This window comes from Pseudomonas sp. McL0111 (assembly GCF_052567255.1).
In genome coordinates this window covers 1,045,975-1,066,651 of the sequence record NZ_CP199585.1, presented here as the reverse complement: position 1 = coordinate 1,066,651, position 20,677 = coordinate 1,045,975, and the positions used below count along the sequence as shown (strand labels likewise).

The 20,677-nt window shown below is 61.4% G+C and carries 20 protein-coding genes; 3 read left to right on the top strand and 17 right to left on the bottom strand.

Going from position 1 to position 20,677, the window contains the following annotated elements:
- Window positions 1–3 precede the first annotated feature (3 nt).
- Window positions 4–1,422, top strand: a complete 1,419-nt coding sequence (locus ACTWLJ_RS04840; RefSeq protein ID WP_445180066.1) for an FAD-dependent oxidoreductase — start codon at window positions 4–6, stop codon at window positions 1,420–1,422.
- 188 nt (window positions 1,423–1,610) lie between these two features.
- Window positions 1,611–2,678: a uroporphyrinogen decarboxylase gene (gene hemE / locus ACTWLJ_RS04835; protein WP_445180065.1), complete on the top strand. Its 1,068-nt coding sequence runs from the start codon at window positions 1,611–1,613 to the stop codon at window positions 2,676–2,678.
- Window positions 2,679–2,742: 64 nt separating this feature from the next.
- Here hemE and ACTWLJ_RS04830 read toward each other — a convergent pair whose 3' ends face one another.
- On the bottom strand, window positions 2,743–3,960 hold the full coding sequence (locus tag ACTWLJ_RS04830) for an MFS transporter (protein ID WP_445181316.1): 1,218 nt from the start codon (window positions 3,958–3,960) through the stop codon (window positions 2,743–2,745).
- Window positions 3,961–4,136: 176 nt separating this feature from the next.
- Between ACTWLJ_RS04830 and ACTWLJ_RS04825 the strand changes: the two genes are divergently transcribed.
- Entirely contained in the window at window positions 4,137–5,033 is an 897-nt protein-coding gene (locus ACTWLJ_RS04825) for a LysR substrate-binding domain-containing protein (protein WP_445180064.1), read from the top strand.
- 131 nt (window positions 5,034–5,164) lie between these two features.
- On the opposite strand, the gene ACTWLJ_RS04820 is transcribed toward ACTWLJ_RS04825, so the two are convergent.
- The 16 genes from ACTWLJ_RS04820 to ACTWLJ_RS04745 all read right to left on the bottom strand — a co-directional run bounded on the left by ACTWLJ_RS04820 (window position 5,165) and on the right by ACTWLJ_RS04745 (window position 20,581).
- The gene (locus ACTWLJ_RS04820; protein ID WP_445180063.1) at window positions 5,165–5,602 is read right to left on the bottom strand and encodes an excinuclease; all 438 of its coding nucleotides are present in this window, start codon (window positions 5,600–5,602) and stop codon (window positions 5,165–5,167) included.
- 281 nt (window positions 5,603–5,883) lie between these two features.
- Window positions 5,884–6,687, bottom strand: coding sequence for a hypothetical protein (locus ACTWLJ_RS04815; protein WP_445180062.1), 804 nt, complete (start codon window positions 6,685–6,687; stop codon window positions 5,884–5,886).
- Window positions 6,688–6,712: 25 nt separating this feature from the next.
- A complete protein-coding gene (locus tag ACTWLJ_RS04810; RefSeq protein WP_445180061.1) occupies window positions 6,713–7,939 on the bottom strand; it encodes a beta-ketoacyl-ACP synthase in 1,227 nt (408 codons plus the stop codon).
- On the bottom strand, window positions 7,939–8,667 hold the full coding sequence (gene fabG / locus ACTWLJ_RS04805) for a 3-oxoacyl-ACP reductase FabG (protein ID WP_445180060.1): 729 nt from the start codon (window positions 8,665–8,667) through the stop codon (window positions 7,939–7,941). The genes ACTWLJ_RS04810 and fabG overlap by 1 nt, the downstream gene beginning before the upstream one ends.
- Entirely contained in the window at window positions 8,660–9,124 is a 465-nt protein-coding gene (locus tag ACTWLJ_RS04800; RefSeq protein ID WP_445180059.1) for a hotdog family protein, read from the bottom strand. Before ACTWLJ_RS04800 ends, fabG begins: the two co-directional genes overlap by 8 nt.
- Complete coding sequence (locus ACTWLJ_RS04795; RefSeq protein WP_445180058.1) at window positions 9,121–10,317, bottom strand: beta-ketoacyl-[acyl-carrier-protein] synthase family protein; 1,197 nt, start codon at window positions 10,315–10,317, stop codon at window positions 9,121–9,123. Before ACTWLJ_RS04795 ends, ACTWLJ_RS04800 begins: the two co-directional genes overlap by 4 nt.
- Window positions 10,314–10,922, bottom strand: coding sequence for a hypothetical protein (locus ACTWLJ_RS04790; RefSeq protein WP_445180057.1), 609 nt, complete (start codon window positions 10,920–10,922; stop codon window positions 10,314–10,316). Before ACTWLJ_RS04790 ends, ACTWLJ_RS04795 begins: the two co-directional genes overlap by 4 nt.
- Window positions 10,922–11,647, bottom strand: a complete 726-nt coding sequence (locus ACTWLJ_RS04785) for a class I SAM-dependent methyltransferase (RefSeq protein ID WP_445180056.1) — start codon at window positions 11,645–11,647, stop codon at window positions 10,922–10,924. Before ACTWLJ_RS04785 ends, ACTWLJ_RS04790 begins: the two co-directional genes overlap by 1 nt.
- Entirely contained in the window at window positions 11,644–12,891 is a 1,248-nt protein-coding gene (locus ACTWLJ_RS04780; RefSeq protein ID WP_445180055.1) for an NAD(P)/FAD-dependent oxidoreductase, read from the bottom strand. Before ACTWLJ_RS04780 ends, ACTWLJ_RS04785 begins: the two co-directional genes overlap by 4 nt.
- On the bottom strand, window positions 12,878–14,041 hold the full coding sequence (locus tag ACTWLJ_RS04775; RefSeq protein WP_445180054.1) for a sodium:proton antiporter: 1,164 nt from the start codon (window positions 14,039–14,041) through the stop codon (window positions 12,878–12,880). Before ACTWLJ_RS04775 ends, ACTWLJ_RS04780 begins: the two co-directional genes overlap by 14 nt.
- Window positions 14,038–16,377 (bottom strand): MMPL family transporter, encoded by a 2,340-nt coding sequence (locus ACTWLJ_RS04770; RefSeq protein WP_445180053.1) that lies wholly within the window; start codon window positions 16,375–16,377, stop codon window positions 14,038–14,040. Before ACTWLJ_RS04770 ends, ACTWLJ_RS04775 begins: the two co-directional genes overlap by 4 nt.
- On the bottom strand, window positions 16,361–16,963 hold the full coding sequence (locus ACTWLJ_RS04765; RefSeq protein WP_445180052.1) for an outer membrane lipoprotein carrier protein LolA: 603 nt from the start codon (window positions 16,961–16,963) through the stop codon (window positions 16,361–16,363). Before ACTWLJ_RS04765 ends, ACTWLJ_RS04770 begins: the two co-directional genes overlap by 17 nt.
- The gene (locus tag ACTWLJ_RS04760) at window positions 16,960–17,385 is read right to left on the bottom strand and encodes an acyl-CoA thioesterase (protein ID WP_445180051.1); all 426 of its coding nucleotides are present in this window, start codon (window positions 17,383–17,385) and stop codon (window positions 16,960–16,962) included. Before ACTWLJ_RS04760 ends, ACTWLJ_RS04765 begins: the two co-directional genes overlap by 4 nt.
- Window positions 17,378–18,922 (bottom strand): HAL/PAL/TAL family ammonia-lyase, encoded by a 1,545-nt coding sequence (locus tag ACTWLJ_RS04755; protein WP_401216833.1) that lies wholly within the window; start codon window positions 18,920–18,922, stop codon window positions 17,378–17,380. Before ACTWLJ_RS04755 ends, ACTWLJ_RS04760 begins: the two co-directional genes overlap by 8 nt.
- Entirely contained in the window at window positions 18,903–19,850 is a 948-nt protein-coding gene (locus ACTWLJ_RS04750) for an LpxL/LpxP family acyltransferase (RefSeq protein ID WP_401216832.1), read from the bottom strand. The genes ACTWLJ_RS04755 and ACTWLJ_RS04750 overlap by 20 nt, the downstream gene beginning before the upstream one ends.
- Window positions 19,847–20,581: a glycosyltransferase family 2 protein gene (locus ACTWLJ_RS04745; protein WP_445180050.1), complete on the bottom strand. Its 735-nt coding sequence runs from the start codon at window positions 20,579–20,581 to the stop codon at window positions 19,847–19,849. The genes ACTWLJ_RS04750 and ACTWLJ_RS04745 overlap by 4 nt, the downstream gene beginning before the upstream one ends.
- Window positions 20,582–20,677: the final 96 nt, after the last annotated feature.

The window sequence follows — 20,677 nt, the reverse complement described above, 5'->3', positions numbered from 1 at the left end:
ACAATGGCTGAACGTCTGAATAACGACTTCCAGTTCATCGATGTCGGGCGCAAAGATCCGAAGAAGAAACTGTTGCGTCAACGCAAGAAAGAGTTCGTGGAAATCTACGAACCGTTCAAACCCCAGCACTCGGCCGATCAGGCTCACCGCTGCCTGGGTTGCGGCAACCCGTATTGCGAATGGAAGTGCCCGGTGCACAACTTCATTCCCAACTGGCTGAAGCTAGTGGCCGAGGGCAACATCCTTCAGGCCGCCGAGCTGTCGCACCAGACCAACACCCTGCCGGAAGTGTGCGGCCGGGTGTGCCCGCAGGATCGTCTGTGCGAGGGTGCCTGCACCCTCAACGACGGCTTCGGCGCGGTGACCATCGGTTCGGTCGAGAAGTACATCACCGACACCGCGTTCGCCATGGGCTGGCGCCCGGACATGTCCAAGGTCAAACCGACCGGCAAACGTGTCGCGATCATCGGCGCAGGCCCGGCGGGTCTGGGTTGTGCCGACGTGCTGGTGCGTGGTGGCGTGACCCCGGTGGTGTTCGACAAGAACCCGGAAATCGGCGGCTTGCTGACCTTCGGCATCCCCGAGTTCAAGCTTGAGAAGACCGTGCTGAGCAATCGCCGCGAAGTCTTCACCGGCATGGGCATCGAGTTCCGTCTGAATACCGAAGTCGGCAAAGACGTGACCATGGAGCAACTGCTCGAAGAATACGATGCAGTGTTCATGGGCATGGGCACCTACACCTACATGAAGGGCGGCTTTGCCGGTGAGGACTTGCCGGGCGTGCACGATGCGCTCGATTTCCTGATCGCCAACGTCAATCGCAACCTTGGCTTTGAAAAGTCGCCGGAAGATTTCGTCGACATGAAAGGCAAGAAGGTTGTGGTGCTCGGCGGTGGCGATACGGCGATGGACTGCAACCGTACTTCGATTCGTCAGGGCGCCAAATCGGTGACCTGTGCCTATCGTCGTGACGAAGCGAACATGCCGGGCTCGCGCAAAGAGGTGAAGAACGCCAAGGAAGAAGGCGTGAAATTCCTCTACAACCGTCAGCCAATTGCCATCGTTGGTGAGGACAAGGTCGAAGGCGTGAAAGTGGTCGAGACCCGTCTCGGCGAACCGGACGCCCGTGGCCGTCGCAGCCCTGAGCCGATCCCGGGCTCCGAAGAGATCATCCCGGCCGACGCCGTGGTCATCGCTTTCGGTTTCCGTCCGAGCCCGGCGCCGTGGTTCGAACAGTTCGAAATCCAGACCGACAGCCAGGGCCGCGTTGTTGCGCCTGAGCAAGGCAAGTACAAGCACCAGACCAGCAATCCGAAAATCTTTGCCGGTGGCGACATGGTGCGTGGTTCCGACCTGGTGGTAACCGCAATCTTCGAAGGCCGTAATGCGGCTGAAGGGATTCTGGATTACCTGGAAGTCTGATCACTGTTCGAAACTACACCGCAATACCTGTGGGAGCTGGCAAGCCAGCTCCCACAGTGTTTCTCGGTGTTGCAAAAAACCGTGTTTCATTGCAATAAATTGACCCGATAGACAAAAGGCTGACCTGCAACCGTGCCTTTTGCGTCGCGCTCTGAGAAAATGCCCGCACTTTTTTTCCGGATGCCGACATGACTGCCCTGAAGAACGACCGTTTCCTTCGCGCCCTGCTCAAGCAACCCGTAGACGTCACCCCGGTGTGGATGATGCGTCAGGCCGGTCGCTACCTGCCTGAATACCGCGCCAGCCGCGCCAAGGCCGGTGACTTCATGAGCCTGTGCATGAACCCGGAGTTCGCTTGCGAAGTCACGATGCAACCGCTCGACCGCTATCCACAACTGGACGCGGCGATCCTGTTCTCTGACATCCTCACCATCCCCGATGCCATGGGCCAGGGCCTGTACTTCGAGACCGGTGAAGGTCCGCGCTTCAAGAAAGTCGTCAGCACCCTGGCTGACATCGAAGCGCTGCCGATCCCTGATCCACACAAAGACCTCGGCTACGTGATGGACGCGGTCAGCACCATTCGCCGCGAACTGAACGGCCGTGTGCCGCTGATCGGCTTCTCCGGCAGCCCGTGGACTCTGGCGACCTACATGGTTGAAGGCGGCTCGTCGAAAGACTTCCGCAAGACCAAAGCCATGCTCTACGACAACCCGCAAGCCATGCACCTGCTGCTCGACAAGCTGGCTCAGTCGGTGACGTCGTACCTCAATGGCCAGATCATGGCCGGCGCACAAGCGGTGCAGATCTTCGATACCTGGGGCGGCAACCTGTCGGCAGCGGCGTATCAGGAATTCTCGCTGGCCTACATGAAGAAAATCGTCAGCGGCCTGATCCGCGAGCACGAAGGTCGCAAGGTGCCGGTGATCCTGTTCACCAAGAACGGCGGCCTGTGGCTGGAAAGCATCGCCGACGCCGGCGCCGACGCACTGGGCCTGGACTGGACCTGCGACATCGGCAACGCCCGCGCCCGCGTTGGCGACAAGGTTGCGCTGCAAGGCAACATGGACCCGACCGTGCTGTACGCCAAACCAGAAGCGATCCGCACCGAAGTCGGGCGCATTCTGGCCAGCTACGGCAAGGGCAGCGGCCACGTATTCAACCTCGGCCACGGCATCACCCCTGAGGTTGATCCGGAACACGCTGGCGCGTTCTTGCGTGCCGTGCATGAGTTGTCGGCGCAGTATCACGATTGATCGCGCTGCAATAAAAAACGCCCGGCTTATGCCGGGCGTTTTTGTTTCTAATGTAGGTTTTGTATCAGGCTTTGACACCCTGCAACGGTGGCAACTTCGCCAGTTTCAACGCCACCAGCAGCGCCACCACCAACAGCGCGCCAATGAACAGGCCGATGCCATTCCATCCGCCCATATGCCAGAACACCCCGCCCGCCGTCCCGGCAATGCTCGAACCGGCGTAATAGCTGAACAGATACAACGACGACGCCTGTCCTTTGGCCTTGAGCGCTCGACGCCCAATCCAGCTGCTTGCCACCGAGTGCGCGCCGAAGAAGCCAAAGGTGAAGATCAACATGCCGAGGATCACCAGCGGCAACGGTTTGAACATGGTCAGGGCGAGGCCGGCAAACATCAGCGCAATCGTCGCCCACAGCACTTTGCGTCGCCCCAGTTTGTCCGCCAGCGAACCGATTTTCGCCGAACTGTAGATGCCCGACAGGTACACCACTGACAGCAGACCCACAAACACCTGATCGAGGTTGTACGGTGCGGCCAGCAAGCGATAACCGATGTAGTTGAACAGCGTGACAAACGCGCCCATCAGCACGAATGCCTCAAGGAACAGCAGCGGCAGGCCCGCATCGCGAAAATGCATGGTGAAACCGTCGAGCAGGCTGCGCGGGTGTAGCGAGCGCGAGCGGAAGTTGCGCGACTCCGGGAGAATTTTCCAGAACACCGTGGCGGCAATCAGCGCCAGACCGCCAATCACCAGCATCGCCGTGTGCCAACTGACGAAGTCGATCAACACCCCGGTAATCAAGCGTCCGCTCATCCCGCCAATCGCATTGCCGCCGATGTACAAACCCATCGCCAGACCGATGTGCTGCGGATGAATCTCTTCACTCAGGTAAGTCATCGCCACTGCCGCCAGCCCGCTCAACGACAGCCCGATCAGCGCCCGCATGATCAGAACACCTTGCCAGCTCGGCATCATCGCACTGGCCATGGTGCACAGCGCCGCGGCGAACAATGCCGCGACCATCACCGGTTTGCGCCCGACCCGGTCGGAAATCGGCCCGGTGATCAGCAGACCGATGGCGAGCATGCCCGTCGCAACCGAAAGGATCAGGCTGCTCTGCGCCGCATTGATCGAATACTCGTGAGACAGCAGCGGCATCATCGGTTGCACGCAATACAACAGCGCAAAAGTCGCGAAGCCGCCACTGAACAGCGCCAGCACCGTGCGCATGAACATCGGTGTGCCTTTTTCGATGTAGATCTCTTGCAGCTCGGCGACGATATCGTCCGCCGCAGCGGGCGGGACTTCATGGGCAAGGGGCGCGACAGCAGTTTTCACTTCAGACCTCGGAGGGCACGGCCAGGCAGGCAAAGGAAAAAATCATATAGCTGGCTAATGTTTCTATCCAATATATTGTTCGACCTGTTTGATAGCTTTAACGACCTAATGGGGTCTCCATGGAATTGCGTCACTTGCGCTACTTCATTGCCGTCGCCGAAGAATTGCACTTTGGCCGCGCCGCACAGGTGCTGGGTATCTCCCAGCCGCCGCTGAGCCAGCAGATTCAGGCGCTGGAGCAAGAGGTTGGCGCACGGCTGTTCGAACGTACCAATCGTCGGGTTGAGCTTAGCGAAGCGGGGCGATTGTTTCTCGAAGAGGCGCGACTGGTTTTGGCGCAGGTCGACAAAGCGGCGGATGTCGCCCGTCGTGCACAGCTCGGCGAACTCGGAGAACTGAAGATCGGCTTCACCTCGTCGGCGCCGTTCAACTCGACCATTCCCCAGGCGATCTTTGCCTTCCGCCAGCGCTTCCCGGCTGTGCATCTGAATCTGCGTGAGATGAGCAGCACCATGGTTGCCGATGCGTTGGTCGATCAGTCGATTGAAGTCGGGATCATGCGCCCGTTGGGGCTGCCGGATTCGCTGAGCGTGGTCGAATTGATGCGCGAACCGCTGGTCGCCGTGCTCAGCTCCAAACATCCGCTGGCGCAGGGCAGTGAAGAAGGGTTGTTTCTTTCGGAGCTGGCGCTGGAACCTTTTGTGTTCTTCCCGCGCAGCTACGGCAGCGGTCTGTATGCGCAATTGCTCAGTCTGGCGCGGGATGCCGGTTTCAGTCCGCACTTTGCTCAGGAGGCCGGCGAGGCCATGACCATCATCGGCCTGGTGGCAGCCGGGCTGGGCGTCTCAGTGATGCCAGCCTCGTATCAGCGCATGCGCATCGACGGCGTGGTCTACCGACCGCTGCGCGACCCGGAGGCGGTGACGGCGGTGTGGCTGGTGCAGCGCAAGGATCAGAAATCACCGATGGCCAAGGCCTTCGTCGAACTGCTCACGCGCAAGGTCGAGCAAGTCTGACTGCTGCGCAGTCAATCGCTGGCAAGCCAGCTCCCCCACAGGATCGCTGGTGCTCACAAATGGATTGAGCGACCTGATACCTGTGGGAGCCGGGCTTGCCCGCGATGGCGTCCGCGCAAGCACCACAGCTCTCAAGGCAATCGCACCAGATCCCCCTTCAACGCCACCCGCGTCGCAAAAACACCCGCCCGACATTCATACGTATTCAGATCCTTGCGCACATGCTGGTCGTAGAAACTGACGATATTGGTCACCGCATTCGCCCCGACTCGCTTGGCATCGGCCTGCAGCTTGATCAAGTTCGACTGCAGCACCCACTCGCAGGAATCGTGATCACTCTTGTTGAAACCATCGGTACGCAAATCGCTCACCACACCGCGCTGCAACAACCGCTGCGTGCCCTGCGGCCCATTGCCCGCCAGATAAAACTTCACACTGCCATCCAGCCGTCCGGCGCGGATCGCGTCCGACAGCACCGTCTCGAATGGCATGTACATCAGATTGGTTGCCTGGCTGGCGCTGGGAAGCAGCCCCAACAGCGCGGCGGCGAACAGGGCTTTCACTTGCATGGTCATCTCCTTGACGGTGAAAGAGAACCGCGAGAGTTTGATCGACCTGGCTCGCCGTTCGGGCAGGCGCTGCGTGATGGCCTGCTTGAGCGAGTGTAGATGCTGAAAATGAAGAGGGCGCCAAATGGCGCCCTTTGTGGCGAGGGAGCTTGCTCCCGCTGGGTCGCGAAGCGGCCCCAAATCCTGTGTTCGCGGTCTGTCTGTAAATTCGCAGCCTCCGGATTTACGACTGCTGCGCAGCCGAGCGGGAGCAAGCTCCCTCGCCACAGATAATGTGTTCGTCAGTCCACGTGCGCCAAATCACCACGCAGCGCCACGCTCGACACCACCAGCCCGGCACGGCACTGGAATTTTTCGGTGTCTTTGTAGAGGTCGCGCTGGTCGACGCTGGCGATGTTGATCACGGCGTTGGCGTCGGCTTTTTTCGCTGCGTTCTGCAGGGTGGCGAGGGCCGATTGCAGGGCCCAGAAGCAGGCGTCGGCGTCGGATTTGTTCGAGCCGTTGGTCTTGCGGCTGCTGCTCACGGTATCGAGTTTGCGCACTTGGTTGGGCAGGGTTTCGCCGGCCAGGTAGAACTTCACGCTGCCGTCCAGCAGGCCAGCGTCTGTGGCGCGTTTGACGCCTTCGCGAAAGCTCAGGTAGGTCGGTTCGTCGGCGCCCTGATTGATGATGCCCAGGTTGTTGACGGCTTCGATGTCCGGGTTGATCGACAGTTCTTTGAGCACGTTGTCGCGCAGACGGTTGACCCAGCGGTTGTAGTTGCCGTGGATCTTGCCGTCCTTGTAGTTCAGGCCGTAGCTGCTGCGGTAGTCGATTTCGAACGAAGTCGGGGTGAACGGAATGTCGACTTCGGCGTGATGGCTGCCACGTACGGTAATGGCGGCCTTGATCATGCCCGGGCGCACCGATTGCACGACCCATTGGCGGTCATTCAGCGCGGTGACGATGGCGCGGCTCATTTGCGGCGAGGTGAAACCGAGGTTGCTGGAGAACTCTTCCTTGGCGTTGTACACCGGTTTGCTGGTGCATCCGCCGAGCACCAAGGCCAGGGCCAGCAGGGCGGCGATGCGGTAAAACTGAGTCATTCCCTTCACTCCAAACGTGTTGCGGTCAGTGCCAGCGGCGGAAAATCAACGAGGTGTTGACGCCACCAAAAGCGAAATTGTTGTTCATCACGTATTCGTGATGCATCTGGCGGAATTCGCCGCGCAGGTAATCGAGCTTGCCGCAGTTCGGATCGATCTCGTCGAGGTTGAACGTGTGCACATACTGATCGCGGTTGAGCATCTCGATGCTGAACCACGACTCCAGCGCGCCGCAGGCCCCGAGCGTGTGGCCGAGGAAACTCTTCTGCGAACTGATCGGCATGCGTTCACCGAACAAACTGCTGGTCGCCAGTGTTTCGGCAATGTCGCCCTGTTCTGTAGCCGTACCGTGACCATTTACATAACCAATGACCTCCGGCCCAACGCCGGCGTCCTCCAGTGCCAGCTCCATGGCGCGGCGCATGGTGATTTGCTCTGGACGCGTGGTGTGCTGGCCGTCGGCGTTGCTGCCGAAACCGACGATCTCGGCGTGTATATGTGCGCCTCGGGCGAGGGCGTGTTCCAGCTCTTCGAGGACCAGCATGCCGGCGCCTTCACCGATCACCAGGCCATCGCGATCCTTGTCATAGGGACGCGGACTGGTTTGCGGCGCATCGTTTTTCAGGCTGGTGGCGTACAGCGCGTCGAAGACCATGGCTTCGGTGGGGCAGAGTTCTTCGGCGCCGCCAGCGAGCATCAGCGGCAAACGACCGAACTTGATCGCCTCGTAGGCATACCCGATGCCCTGGCTGCCGCTGGTGCAGGCGCTGGAAGTCGGGATCAGACGCCCGGTCAGGCCGAAGAAAATGCTGATGTTCGCTGCGGTGGTGTGCGGCATCATCCGCACGTAGGAGTTGGCGTTCAACCCCTCGGCCACCGAGTTGAGCAGCATGTTGCCGAACGCTTTGATCTCATCGGTGCTGCCAGTGGATGAGCCGCAGGCCACGCCCATCCGACCGTCCTTGATCGACGGATCACCGAGCAGTCCGGCGTTGGCCAATGCCTGCTCTGCCGCACCAACTGCAAGGCGCGAGACGCGGCCCATACTGCGCAGTTGCTTGCGGGTCCAGTGGCTCGGCACGACGAAATCGTCGACAGGCCCGGCCAGCCGGGTGTTGAGTTCGCTGAAGCGATCCCACTCGTCCATTCGGCGGATGCCGCTGCGATTGGCCGCAAAGTTGCCAGCGATGGTCTCCCAATCGCTGCCCAGCGAGGTAATGCCGGCCATGCCGGTGACGACGACGCGCTTCATCAGCACAAGCCTCCGTTGACCGCCAGCACCTGGCGGGTGATGTACGAGGCTTCCGCCGACATCAGGAAATTCACTGCACTGGCCACTTCTTCCGGAGTGCCCATGCGTTGTGCGGGGATCATTTTCATCAGTTCTTCCACCGGCACGTTTTCGTCGAGCATGGCCGTGTCGATCAGGCCCGGGGCGACGCAGTTAACCGTGATTTTGCGCTTGCCCAGCTCGATCGCCAATGCTTTCGCGGCGCCGATCACCCCGGCCTTGGAGGCGCTGTAGTTGACCTGTCCACGGTTGCCGATCAACCCGGAAACCGAAGTGATGCAGACAATCCGCCCGGCAGCGCGACGGCGGATCATCGGCATCATCACCGGGTGCAAAACGTTGTAGAAACCGTCGAGATTGGTCCGCAGCACCACGTCCCAATCGTCATCGCTCAGCGCTGGAAAGGCGCCGTCGCGGGTCAGGCCGGCGTTGAGCACCACGCCGTAATAGGCGCCGTGGGTTTCGACGTCGGCTTCGAGAATGCTTTTGCAGGTTTCGCGGTCGGCGACGTCGAATTGCAGGATGCGCGCCTTGCGGCCCAGCGCTTCGACTTCGGTTTGCACCGCTTGCGCTTCGGCCAGGCCGCTGCGGCAATGCAGGACGATGTCATGCCCGGCCTGCGCCAGACGCAGCGCGATTGCGCGGCCAATGCCACGGCTGGAGCCGGTGACCAATACGGATTCAGTCATCGTTCGACTCCTTGGTTTGTTGTAGATATTGCCCCGCTTCGGGCGGGCGGAACACGTTCAGTCGGGCGCTGGCATGAATGCCCGGCGCGTTGATGTGGCATTCGAACACGCCCATGCCGTTGTCATCTTCCAGCGAGCGCAGACCGTGGATGGTCAGTGCGCTGCCAGCCGGAAACGCCTCGACATTGCATTCGAATTTGCGCGTGCCGAGCAGAAAACCCAGCTCCACGGCGTTGCCCTTTTGTCGCGCGTGGCAACCGGCGAAGGCCGCAACACTCTGCGCCATCAACTCAATGCCGACCCACGCCGGCAGGCTGCCGTCGGGCAAGTTGAACAGGCCGTCGGGGCGCACGGTGAGCCGGGTGTGGATCTGCTCGTCGTCGAAGCTCAGCACCTCGTCGATCAGGATCATGTCGCCGGCGTGGGGCAGCAGTTCGGCGAGCGGCCAGTCACTCATGGGGCGTCTCCAATAATCAGGCTGACGTTGTTGCCGCCGAAGGCAAAGGAGTTGCTCATCAGGTAGCGGGGAGCAATGGACGACAGGCGTTCGCTCGCGGTCACCCACTTCTGGGCTGGTAGAGCCGGATCGGCCTGACCGTCCCAGACGTGTGGCGGCAACGCGTGTTCAGGATTGTCGGCGCTCAGGCTCAGCCAGCAGAACGCCGCTTCCAGTGCACCAGCGGCGCCGAGGGTGTGGCCGGTCATCGGTTTGGTCGATGAACACGGCACGCCCTGCGGAAACAGCGCGTCGACCGCCAGACTTTCCATGGCGTCGTTGTGTTGGGTAGCGGTGCCGTGCAGGTTCAGGTAATTGATTTGCCCGGCTTGCAGATGTGCGCGGCTCAAGGCTTTCTGCATCGCTTGCAGCGCGCCGCGACCGCTCGGCTCCGGCGCAGAAATATGGTGCGCATCGGAACTGGCACCAGCACCGAGCAGGGCGATGGCCGGGCCGTTGCCGGGTTGTTTACTCATCACGAACAGCACCGCCGCTTCGCCGATGTTGATGCCGTTGCGGTTGGCGGAAAACGGATTGCAGCGCTCGTCGGACACCGCTTCGAGTGCCGAGAAACCATTGAGCGTCAGTCGGCACAGGCTATCGACGCCACCGCAAAGCACCGCGTCGCACAGCCCCAGATCGAGCAGACGTTGCGCGCTCATCAACGCCCGGGCGCTGGAGGTGCACGCCGTGGATATCACGTAGGCCGGGCCGCTGAGTTGCAGCCAGTCGGCGAGAAAATTCGCCGGGGCGCCGAGTTCCTGTTGCCGATAATCGTACTCAGCCGGGAATTGCTGATTGCTGATGTAATGCGCCAGACCACGACTGGCTTCGTCGATGCCCGAAGTGCTGGTGCCGAGCACCACACCGATGCGCTCGCGGCCGTAGGTCTGGATCGCTTGTTCGATGTCGTCACGGATCTGCAACGCCGCTTCCAGCAGCAATTGGTTATTGCGGCTGCTCTGTTCCGCCAGGTGTGGCGGGATCGGCGCGAGGTCGCCCTGCACCGCTGCCACTGGCAATTCGCGTTCGGGCACCCAACCACCTTCGAGGCGCATGCCCGAGCAATCACCGGCGAACAGGTGTTGCGCCACCTGGCGTTTATCGCGGCCGAGGGCGCAGATCACACCGAGAGCGTTCAGATAAGCGGTCATGGCGTCGGTTCACCGAGTGGCGACACGCGATAACGCGGGCCTTGGGGCAGATTCAATTCGAAGTTCAGCGGTTGTGAGTAACGCACGTCCCAACGCGCTGGCAGTGAACGTTGCTTGTCCTGTTGTTGCGCAGCGGGGTAGTTGCGCAGCAGTTCACCGGACGGCGTCAGCGCGAACAGCAGCGCGGCGAACAGCTCCCGAGCCTCGGGATTCGGCGGCAGCAGTCCATCGGCCTGCCAGTGTCCGTCGATCAGTTGCTGACGGGCCACGGGAATGCCCAGCGGGTCCATCATCGACCAGCGAATGCCCGGGCCTTCTTGCTGGATCACCAACAGCCAGTCCTGACGTTGATCGGCCTGGTGGCGTTCGATGTGCAATTGCAGCGGCAAGGGCAGTTTCGGGTTATCCACAGGCAGCGGCGCATTGCTGGCGCATCCACTGAGCAGGGCAAATATCACCAACATCAGCCACACCACAATTCCTGTGGGAGCTGGCTTGCCAGCGATGGCGTCGGCGCATCCAGCATTCCGGCTGACTGATCCACCGCAATCGCTGGCAGGCCAGCTCCCACAGGGTTCAATGTGCACCAATCGACTGTGTTGCATCAGAGATTACCTGCCAGAGGCTTGCGGGCGACGACATTCACCAGCGTCTCTTCACGCTGACCAAACGGCTTCGGCTTGAGCAACCCTGTCCGCTCCAGCAAACCAAAATCCTTCGACCGACTCCACCACAAATACGGGTACGAAACGTTCTGCTCAGCAAATTCAAAACCCTGCTGGCGAATCATTTGCAGATACTGCGCCGCGCTCTTCTGCACATGCATCGGATGGCGGAACAGCCAACGAATCACCCAGGTATCAATGTAAGCCTCGGTCGACTCGGCGAACAGCAGATAGCCGCCCGGCTTGAGTACCCGATAGAACTCGGCGAGGGCTTTGTCCTGCTCCACCAGATGATGGAAGGTCTGGTGACAGAACAGCACATCAACGCTGGCGTCCGGCACGTTGAGAGTCGCGCAATCACTGCCGATCAACTCGACATCAAATCCCAGACGCGTCGCCTCTTCACCGCTCAATTGCAGGCTGTGCGGGTCAGCATCGACGCCGATCAGCCGTTGCGGGGCGAAGGTCTGGCGCAGGTAACGAAAGGATTTACCCTGACCACAACCGGCGTCGAGCATTACCGGATTGGCCGGTAGCGGATCGCTGAACAGGCTGCGCAAGTCGTTGATTGCCACTCGCAGCACATGGTGCTGCCAGGTGTGGCTGCGCAGGAACCAGAAACCGAAGCGGGTTTCTTCGACGTAGTTGTCGCTCAGGTAATTCATGGGGCGTCCTTGGCACAGAGTTCGGAAATCGTCTTCAGCCGACGACGCGCTTCGCTGACGAACGGGTTGCGTTCGTCCCAGGCGTAACCGGCGAGGATCGAGCAGATCATGCGACGGATATCCGCTGAGCCTTGCTCATAAAAAATCACGTCCTGAAAAGTACCTGCGTACCAGCCTTCAACGTAGGCGCGGAAGGTATCGACGCCACGCTTGAGCGGTTCGGCAAACTCGGTTTGCCAGTCGACTGTTTCGCCCTGCAACTGACGATGCAAAACCGCGGCGGCCATGCTCGCCGAACGCATGGCAATGGTCACGCCCGAGGAAAACACCGGGTCGAGAAACTCCGCCGCGTTGCCCAGCAGCGCAAAGCCCGGGCCGTGCAAGGTTTTGACGTTGGCCGCGTAACCGCCGAGGGTGCGCGCCGGGGTGTCCCACACGGCATTGTTCAAGACGCCGGACAGGCTTGGGGTTTCGGCGATGAAACCGCGCAGGCAGGCATCCAGATCGCTGTCGCGACCGTCGAAGTGTTCTGCCGCCGCAACCACTCCCACCGAACAACGACCATTGCTGAACGGAATGGTCCAGAACCAGATATCGCGATGCAACGGATGGGTGGTGACGAGGATTTTTTCGCGGTCGAAGGCCGGATTGTCGATGTGATCTTCGACGTGGGTGAACACCGCTTGGCGCACCGGGAAATTCGACGGTGCTTCGAGGTCGAGCATCCGCGACAGCACGCGTCCATAACCGCTGGCATCGAGGACGAAATCGGCCTCGATCCGGTATTCGCTGGCATCTTCGCGACGCACATCGAGATGCGGTTTTGCCCGGTCGAAATCAACGCTGACAATCGCCTCGCCGTATCGGATTTCCACGCCTTGTAACTCGGCCTGATCGGCCAGCAGCTTGTCGAAATCGGCGCGTTGCACCTGGAACGTAGTCGGCTTGCCGGCGGTGAAGGTTTCGCTGAAATCGAAGGCGCTGTAGCGCTCGCCCCAGGCAAATGCAGCGCCGGTCTTGCGCTGGAATCCGGCGGCATTCACCGCGTCGAGCATGCCGGCTTCTTCGACGAAATCCAGGCAATGACTGAGCAGGCTTTCGCCGATGGAAAACCTTGGGAAATGCTGGCGCTCGATCACCAATACATCGTGGCCCTGGCGTTTGAGCAATGCGCCGGCGATGGCGCCGGACGGGCCGGCCCCGATGATCACGACCTGACGAGATTCCATTTCAACGATTGCCACGTGAACTCCGTGTTAGAGGGGGGGTGATGCTCAGCGGCGCCCGATGCAGACCGATCAGCGCCGGCAGCAAGGTGGCGCCCAAACCCATCAGCATCAGCGCGAAGTACAGCGCCGGGCTGATGAGTTGTTGTTGCAGCAGTAAATTGAGAAAGACGATTTCGCTCAACCCGCGAATGTTCAGCAGCACGCTTTCGCGCCAGCGGCTGGCGCCTTCGAACGACGCTCCAGCCCAGCCGAGGCCGAGCCAGTTACCGAGCAGTTTGCTGACGATCGGCAATAGCAGCAGCGCTGCCCATTGCACTGCGCCGAGGCTGGCGAGGGCGCTGTGCACATCGATCTGGACGATACCGAAAGTCAGGATCAGCGGAATCGCTATCCATGTCTGCAAACGGTTCATCCAGCGTGCCGGCAGCGGCAGCACCAAGGGTATTTTGAGCGCGGCCATGCACAGCAGATAGCCGATGCCGAGGATCAGCGCATTGAGTTTGTAATGTTCGGCCAGTATCAGCAGCGCGAAGAAACCGAGGCTGTAGGTCAGCGGTCGACGGATGCCTAAGCCGCGCAACAACAACGGCACACAAGCCAGGCCCAGCGGCAGCAGCAGACTGCTCAAGTGCAGGCTGCCCTGCGCAACGCCGAACAGCGTCCAGCAAGTCAGGTCGATGAGGATTGCAGTCTGCACCAGACGCCGGGTGGCGGCGGGCGGATAGTCGATATGGCGCAGGTACAGATACAGCACCGGGATCGCAGTAATGGCGAACACCAGACCGATGGCCAGCGAGCTGATCCACGCTTGCGGTGGCAGCAACCACACGGCCGTCGCGACGCCGCAAACGAACGGCACGGCGAAACTCGGCAGGGCGATTTTCAGGCTCTGGCGATCCAGACGCAGGTCGATCACATCGCTGAGGATATGCCCGAGCAACAGCGCAAAGCTCAGGCTGTATAGATTTTTCAGCCACTCAGGTGCGATCAGTGCGGCGCCGCTCAGTTGCCAGCCCGGTTCGATCCAGAAGTACATCAGCAACGGCAGACCAAAAGTCGCCAGCAGCAACTGACTGACGATAGGGATCAGACCAAAGTGGCGGCCGATGCGAGTGGCCACGGCGAACATCGCCAGTGCCATCAGCCAGAAGACGACGACCATCATGTTGTCGGCTCCGCGACCGTAGCGGCGTGGGTCTGACGCCCGGCCCACGGCGCCAGAATGAAGCTGAACGCCAGACCGAGGCTGACCGACAGGCCGAAGTTGCTCACCGCCGGGGTGCTGGACACCGCCAGCAGGCCGAACGACAGCCAGGTGGTCAACGCCGCGAGCAACGTGCCGAGCAGGCTGACAGCGGCGCCGCCGACCTGCTCACGCATGAGGATCGCGTAATCGACACTGATCGCCGTCACCAGCAACAGGCCGAACAGACTGAACAGGGTCAACGGCTGGCCGAGCCAGCCTAGACTGGCAAGGCTGCACAACGCCGCCAGCAGCGGCAGAGCAACGATGCGCAACGCACCGCCGAAGCCGAACGGCAGGATCAACACCAGCACGATCAGCACGCAGGAGGCCAGTTTCAGTTCGGCAGCGCTGACCTGGGTTGCCGCAAACACCTTGTTCAAATCGCCGAGACGGTCCACCAGCGTCACGCCGGGCAAATCCAGCGCTTGAATCTTTAACAGCGCCGGATCATTCAGGCCTTGCAGACTGACAATTGCCGCCACGCCGTCCTCGGTCGGGCCGAGCCACAGCGGACGATAGGGTTCGCCGAGCGGGCCGACGAGGGCGTCATCAATACTTTCGGCGGGCAGGGTCTGCAATTGATGCAGCTCGTTTTGCAGGGCCGCGAGCGGCACGCCGAGATCCAGCAACGGTTGCCAGAACTCAGGCAGTTTGCTCAGCGATTCACGCACTTGCTGCTGTTGGCTCGGGGCGCTGACCAGTTGATCCAGGGTCAGATAGCCTTGCAGCTTGTCGAGATTGACCAGTTGTTGCAGACGCTCGCTCAGCGCGGCTTGCCGTTCCAGCAGTTGCTGCTGATCGGCTGCACGCACCAGGAAAAACTGGCTGGTCGGCTGATAACCGGTAATGCGGGCGATGGTCTGCGCTTCATCGGTCAGGTGCTTCGGTGCGCCGACCCATTGGCGGATGTCGTTCTTGCTTTGCAGTTGCATCAGGCCGCCGGCGCAGAAGGCGATCAGCAGGGCCAGCAACATCGGGGTCTTGGCGTGTTGCAGGAGTTTTTCCCGCCAGCTCAACAGGCGTTCAGCGACTTGCAGCGGCCATTGCGCCGGGCGCAGTTCGACATTCTTCAACAACGCCGGCAGCAGGCACACCGCCGACAGATAGGCGCCGAGCAGGCCGGCGGCGGAGAACACCGCGATCTGCGTCAGGGCCGGAAACGGCGTCCAGGCCAGCGCCAGATAACCGATGCCGCTGGTGATCAGGCTCAGGGTCAGCCCCGGCAAGGTAAGGCGCAGGGCCGGCCAACTGCGCCACGGCTTGAGGCTCCAGCTCTTGGACAGGTAATGCAGCGGGTAATCCACCGCGACGCCGATCAGGCTGGAACCGAGCACCAGGGTGATCACATGCATATGGCCGAACAGCGCCACGCAAGCCACCGCACCGAACAACATACCGACCAGCACCGGCACGAATGCCAGCAGCACGCGCCAGCGACGGAACGCCAGCAACAGCAGCAACAGAATGCCGATGGTGGCGCCGCCACCGACCCAGGTCATCTCCCGCGTGGCTTGTTGCTGGCCATTGGCGGCGTACAGCAAACCACTGGCGGCCAGCAGTTGTACGTCGCTGCGCGCGGCTTGATCGCGACTGCGTTGCAGCAGGTCGGCGACTTGCAGTGGCAGGTTCATGTCGAAGGCATTGCCGGTGGTGCGCGCACGCAATAGCACCCAGCTCTTGCCGTCGGCATCGGCGATCAGTGCGCCGCTGCCGATGTCCAGTTGCACCGCGCCGTGTTGTGGCTGGCTGTTCTGGATGCGCCCGGTCAGGCCCAGCCAGTCGTCCTGGCTTGGTACGAGGCTGAAACCGGTGAAGGGGTCGAACAGCGCTTGTACCCGTTGCTGAATGAACGCGTCCGGGTGTTCGCTCAGCAGTTGCCGGTCATCCGCCGAGAGCATCGCCAGCCGTCCTTGCAACAGCTGAGTGCGCAGCGCCGGCAGATCCGCTTGCAGGTTCCACTGCACTTTTTCGAACAGACCACTGGCCTGCCATTGCTCGCCGAGTGTCTGCGCCATGGCGACTGCTTGCTGGCGATCCGCATGCCCGACCAGCACCAGCATTTCGCGGTTGAGCGGTTCCTGCATGCGCTGTTCGGCACGCAGTTCAAGGGAGTCAGGGCTGGTGCCGGGCACCAGTTCCATCAGGTTCGCCGACAGCGGCGCGCCATGGCGCCACTGCCAGCCGCCCAGCGCGACGACTGCCAGCAGCAGGATCAGAAACAGCCACGGCAGCCTGCGTTCATTCAGCAAAGTCATGCTGCTCCGCATCGCTCAATGGTTGATCAGCCTGACTGTCCTGCATGCGCAGTACGGTGCTGTCGCCCTGGGTTTCCAGCAGTTCGATGGTTTGCACCAGCGCGCCGCCGTCAATGTTGATCTGGTTGAACACTTGCTTGAGCAACAACGAACGCGGTGTCAGCGTCAGTTTCCACTGTTGCGCGTCGCCGCTCAGGGCCAGTTCGAAGTCGCGTTGCAGGCCACTGCTGTCACCTTGCAGCACGGCGAGGAACAAGCGGTTCTGCTCGGCCCCGGCGCTCTTGTTCGGCAGCATTTGCCAGCCGTTGTCGTCGCGCCGGGCTATGCCCTTGGCGCTGATCCGGTAATCCTGTTGCAGCGGGCTTTTCAGCAGCCACAGCAGGCCGTAGTTTTTCGCCAGAACGAAGCTGCCCTTGCTGATCAGTGGCTGGGGCAGGGCGCGCAGGTGTTTTTCCTGAATGAACTGGCCGTGGATCACGTCCGGTCTGGCCAGTTGTGCGCTCAGTTGTTGCAGGTCGAAAGCGTTGGCCAGCGACGAGAGACCGAGCAGGCACAGCAGGCCAAAACCTTTGAAAAACCTGTTCATCGCAGCATCCTTTCCACGGCATCGGTGAAGACTTTCGGTGAGGCCAGTTGCATCTCGCGGCTACTGACTTCGACCGCGACCTGCACCGAGCTGGCGCGGGTCAAGCGTTCGCCGGTTTCCAGGTCGGTGATCAGGTAATTGATCTTCAGCCGGTTTTCCCACTCGACCAGATTGGCGCGCACGTTCAGGCGTTGGCCGAACACCGCGCCGCGCACGTAGCGCAGTTGCAGGTCGATGATCGGCCAGGCAAAACCGGACTCGACCATGTGCGTGTAGTTGTGGCCTATCTTGTCCAGCAAGGCGCAACGTGCGACTTCGAGGTATTTGACGTAATGGCCGTGCCAGACAACGTGCATGGTGTCGACGTCGAAGAACGGTACGAGGATTTCCGTATCGGCGTGGAGCACTCCGGCGCTACGCATGCAGCCTCCAGTGTTGCTCGGCGATACGTTGCAGACACAGGCGCAACTCGCCTTCCAGCGCACGATCTTCGATCACCGGCGGGAAATCCTTGGCCAGCTCTTCGTGCATTGCCGCCAGCGACGGTGGCAGTGGGCGGGCGTCTTCGTCGCGACCGCGCAGCCACACGCCTTGATTGGCTGCGAGCAGCGTGGCGGCGGCGACCTGTTCGGTCAGTTCCAGCACGCGGATCGCATCGCGGGCGGCGATCGTGCCCATGCTCACCTTGTCCTGGTTATGGCACTCGGTGGAACGCGAGAACACGCTGGCCGGCATGGTGTTTTTCAGCGCTTCGGCAGTCCAGGCGCTGGTGCCGATCTGCACAGCCTTGAAGCCGTGATTGAGCATCGCCCGCTCGGCGCTGGCGCCCGACAGGTTGCTTGGCAAGCCGTGGTTGTAACGCTCATCCACCAGCAAGGCGAGCTGGCGATCCAGCAGGTCAGCGACGTTGGCCACGAGGTTTTTCAGGCTGTCCATGGCGAACGCGATGTGTCCACCGTAGAAGTGCCCGCCGTGCAACACGCGTTCGGCTTCGGCGTCGATGATCGGGTTGTCGTTGGCGCTGTTGAGCTCGATTTCGATGAACGAACGCAGCCAGTTCAGGCTGTCGGCCAATACGCCGAGTACGTGCGGAGCGCAACGCAGGGAGTAGCGATCCTGCAAACGATGCAGTGGCGCGGTCGGTGCGTCGATGGCCAGATCCTTGCGCAGCCACGCGGCGACTTGCATCTGCCCCGGATGCGGCTTGGCAGCGAACAGGCGCTCGTCGAAATGCTCCGGATTGCCTTGCAGCGCCACCACGTTGAGTGCGGTGATGCGAGTTGCCAGTTGCAGCAGATAATCGGCGCGGGCATAGGCGAGGCAGGCCAGACCGGTCATCACCGCCGTGCCGTTCATCAGCGCCAGCGCTTCTTTCGGGCGCAGCACCAGCGGCGTCCAGCCGAGTTCGCGATGCACGTCGGCGGATTGCCGGCGCTCGCCACGGAACATCACTTCGCGCTCGCCGGACAGGGTCGCGGCGACGTAGGACAGCGGCGTCAGATCGCCGCTGGCGCCGACCGAGCCTTCTTCGGGAATCAGTGGGAGGATGTCGTGCTCAAGAAACGCATGCAGGCGTTCCAGCAGCTCCACGCGCACCCCGGAAACGCCGTGGCACAGCGACTGCAAGCGCGCCGCCAACACCGCACGGGTGGCTTGGGCGTCGAGCAGTTTGCCCAGCCCGCAACCGTGGAAGGTGTAGAGATGACGCGGCAGCGCCTCGACGTGATGCAACGGCACCGCGACCACGCAGGAATCGCCGTAACCGGTGGTCACGCCGTAGATCACGCCTTCCTTGTCCAGCAGCGAATCGAGGAATCGCGCACCCTTGGCAATGCGCTCGCGGTAAGCCGCGTCGCTCTGTAACTGCACGGGCGCCTGACGGTTGGCCAGGGCCAGCACGTCTTCGATGCGCAAAGGGCGTTCGCCGAAGGTTACCGGCTCATGGGTTGGCGTCGTCATCGGTCTTCCAGAAAGGGTAAAAGTTGAACCATTGTTGTGGCGCTTCGAGGCAATAGTGACCCAGTCGCTCGGCGTAACGGGTCGCCCACTGATGAATGACCTGCTCGCGCTCGCTGCGCTTCCACGCGATGGTGTCGGCGAAGGGTTCGAGGCTCAGGCGATAGTGGCCGTCAGGTTGTTTCAGGCACATCAGCAGATTGACCGGGCATTTCAGCAGACCGGCCAGCAACCATGGGCCTTGCGGGAACGCTGCCGGGTGGCCGAGAAAATCCACGCTGATGCTGCGCCCGCCGTGCAGCGGCACGCGGTCGCCGGCAATCGCCAGCCACTCACCACGCTCCAGGCGTTCGTGCAATTGCAGCATGATCACCGGGTCGAGTTCGCTGACCTGGATCAAGCGCAGATTAGTCGCCCCGGCCTCGCCCAGCAGACGATTGAATTGTTCGGCGTGCTTGGTGTGCACCAGCACGTTCATCGTGACCTTTTCGCCGATTTCCGCCAGCGCCCGGCACACTTCGAGATTGCCCAGATGCGCGCCGACCAGCAGTTGTCCACGCGTGCCACGCAACTGATTGCGCAGCAGCGCCGGGTCGATGATTTCGATCTGCTCGATGCGCAGCTTGCCGTTCCACACATCGAGCTTGTCGAGCATCGAATCGGCAAACGCCATGAACTGGCCAAATACGCGCCACAGGCTTGGGCGCAATTCGCTGCGCCCGCTCCAGTCGGCGAGCCGTTGCTGGTACTGCCAGGCGCTGCGGCGGGCCGTGCGACCGAACAGGAAAAAGTACAAAACGATGCCGTACAGCAACGGACTCAGCAGACGCCGGCCAAGGACCTTGGCAGCCAGAGCGGTGAATTTCATCAGCAGGAAACTGCCGCGTTCTTCGCGGTCGGCCCAGTGCTTTTTATCGGTCTCGACGGTCATGCCCGCCACCGCCGCCAGAGGATCAGTGGAAAGCGCAGCAGCATGCCGAGGAACAACCGCGTATGCATGCTCGAAATCAGCACGTTGTCGTGGAACATCCGAAAGTGCGACACGCCGTCCAGCGGGTAATGCACGCTGGTTTGCAGCCAGCGCATCGGCTGATTGCGCCATGACAGGCGCACAAGGATGTCCGAGTCGAAATCCATGCGTTTGCCGACTCGCGCCGAGTCGATCACAGACAAAGTCGGCACCAGCGGATACACGCGAAAGCCGCACATCGAGTCGCGGATCTGCAGCGACAGGGTGTTGATCCAGACCATCACATGGGTCAGGTAGCGCGCATACAAACGGCCCTTGGGCACGCTGGCGTCGTACAGCGGATAACCGCAGATCATCGCTTCTGGATGGGCGCGGGATTCGGCGATGAAACGGGCGACGTCCTGCAAGTCGTGCTGACCATCGGCATCGACTTGCAAGGCATGGCTGAAACCCAGACGCGACGCTTCACGCAGACCGGTCATCACCGCACCGCCCTTGCCCTGATTGACGGTCAGGCGCACCAGATAAACGTTGTCGCGCCCGGCCAGTGTGTCCAGCACCTGCGCGCAGGATTTGCTGCTGGCGTCGTCCACCAGAATGCACGGCAGATTTTGCGCGAGCAGGGCATCGACCACGCTGCTGATCGCGGTTTCGTGGTTGTAGACCGGGATCACTGCACAAGGGTTATGCATACCGATTCTCTACCGAGTGACCGCTGTGACCGCTTCGCGAGCAGGCTCGCTCCCACAGGTTGCGCGGAGTAATGTGGGAGCGAGCCTTCTCGCGAT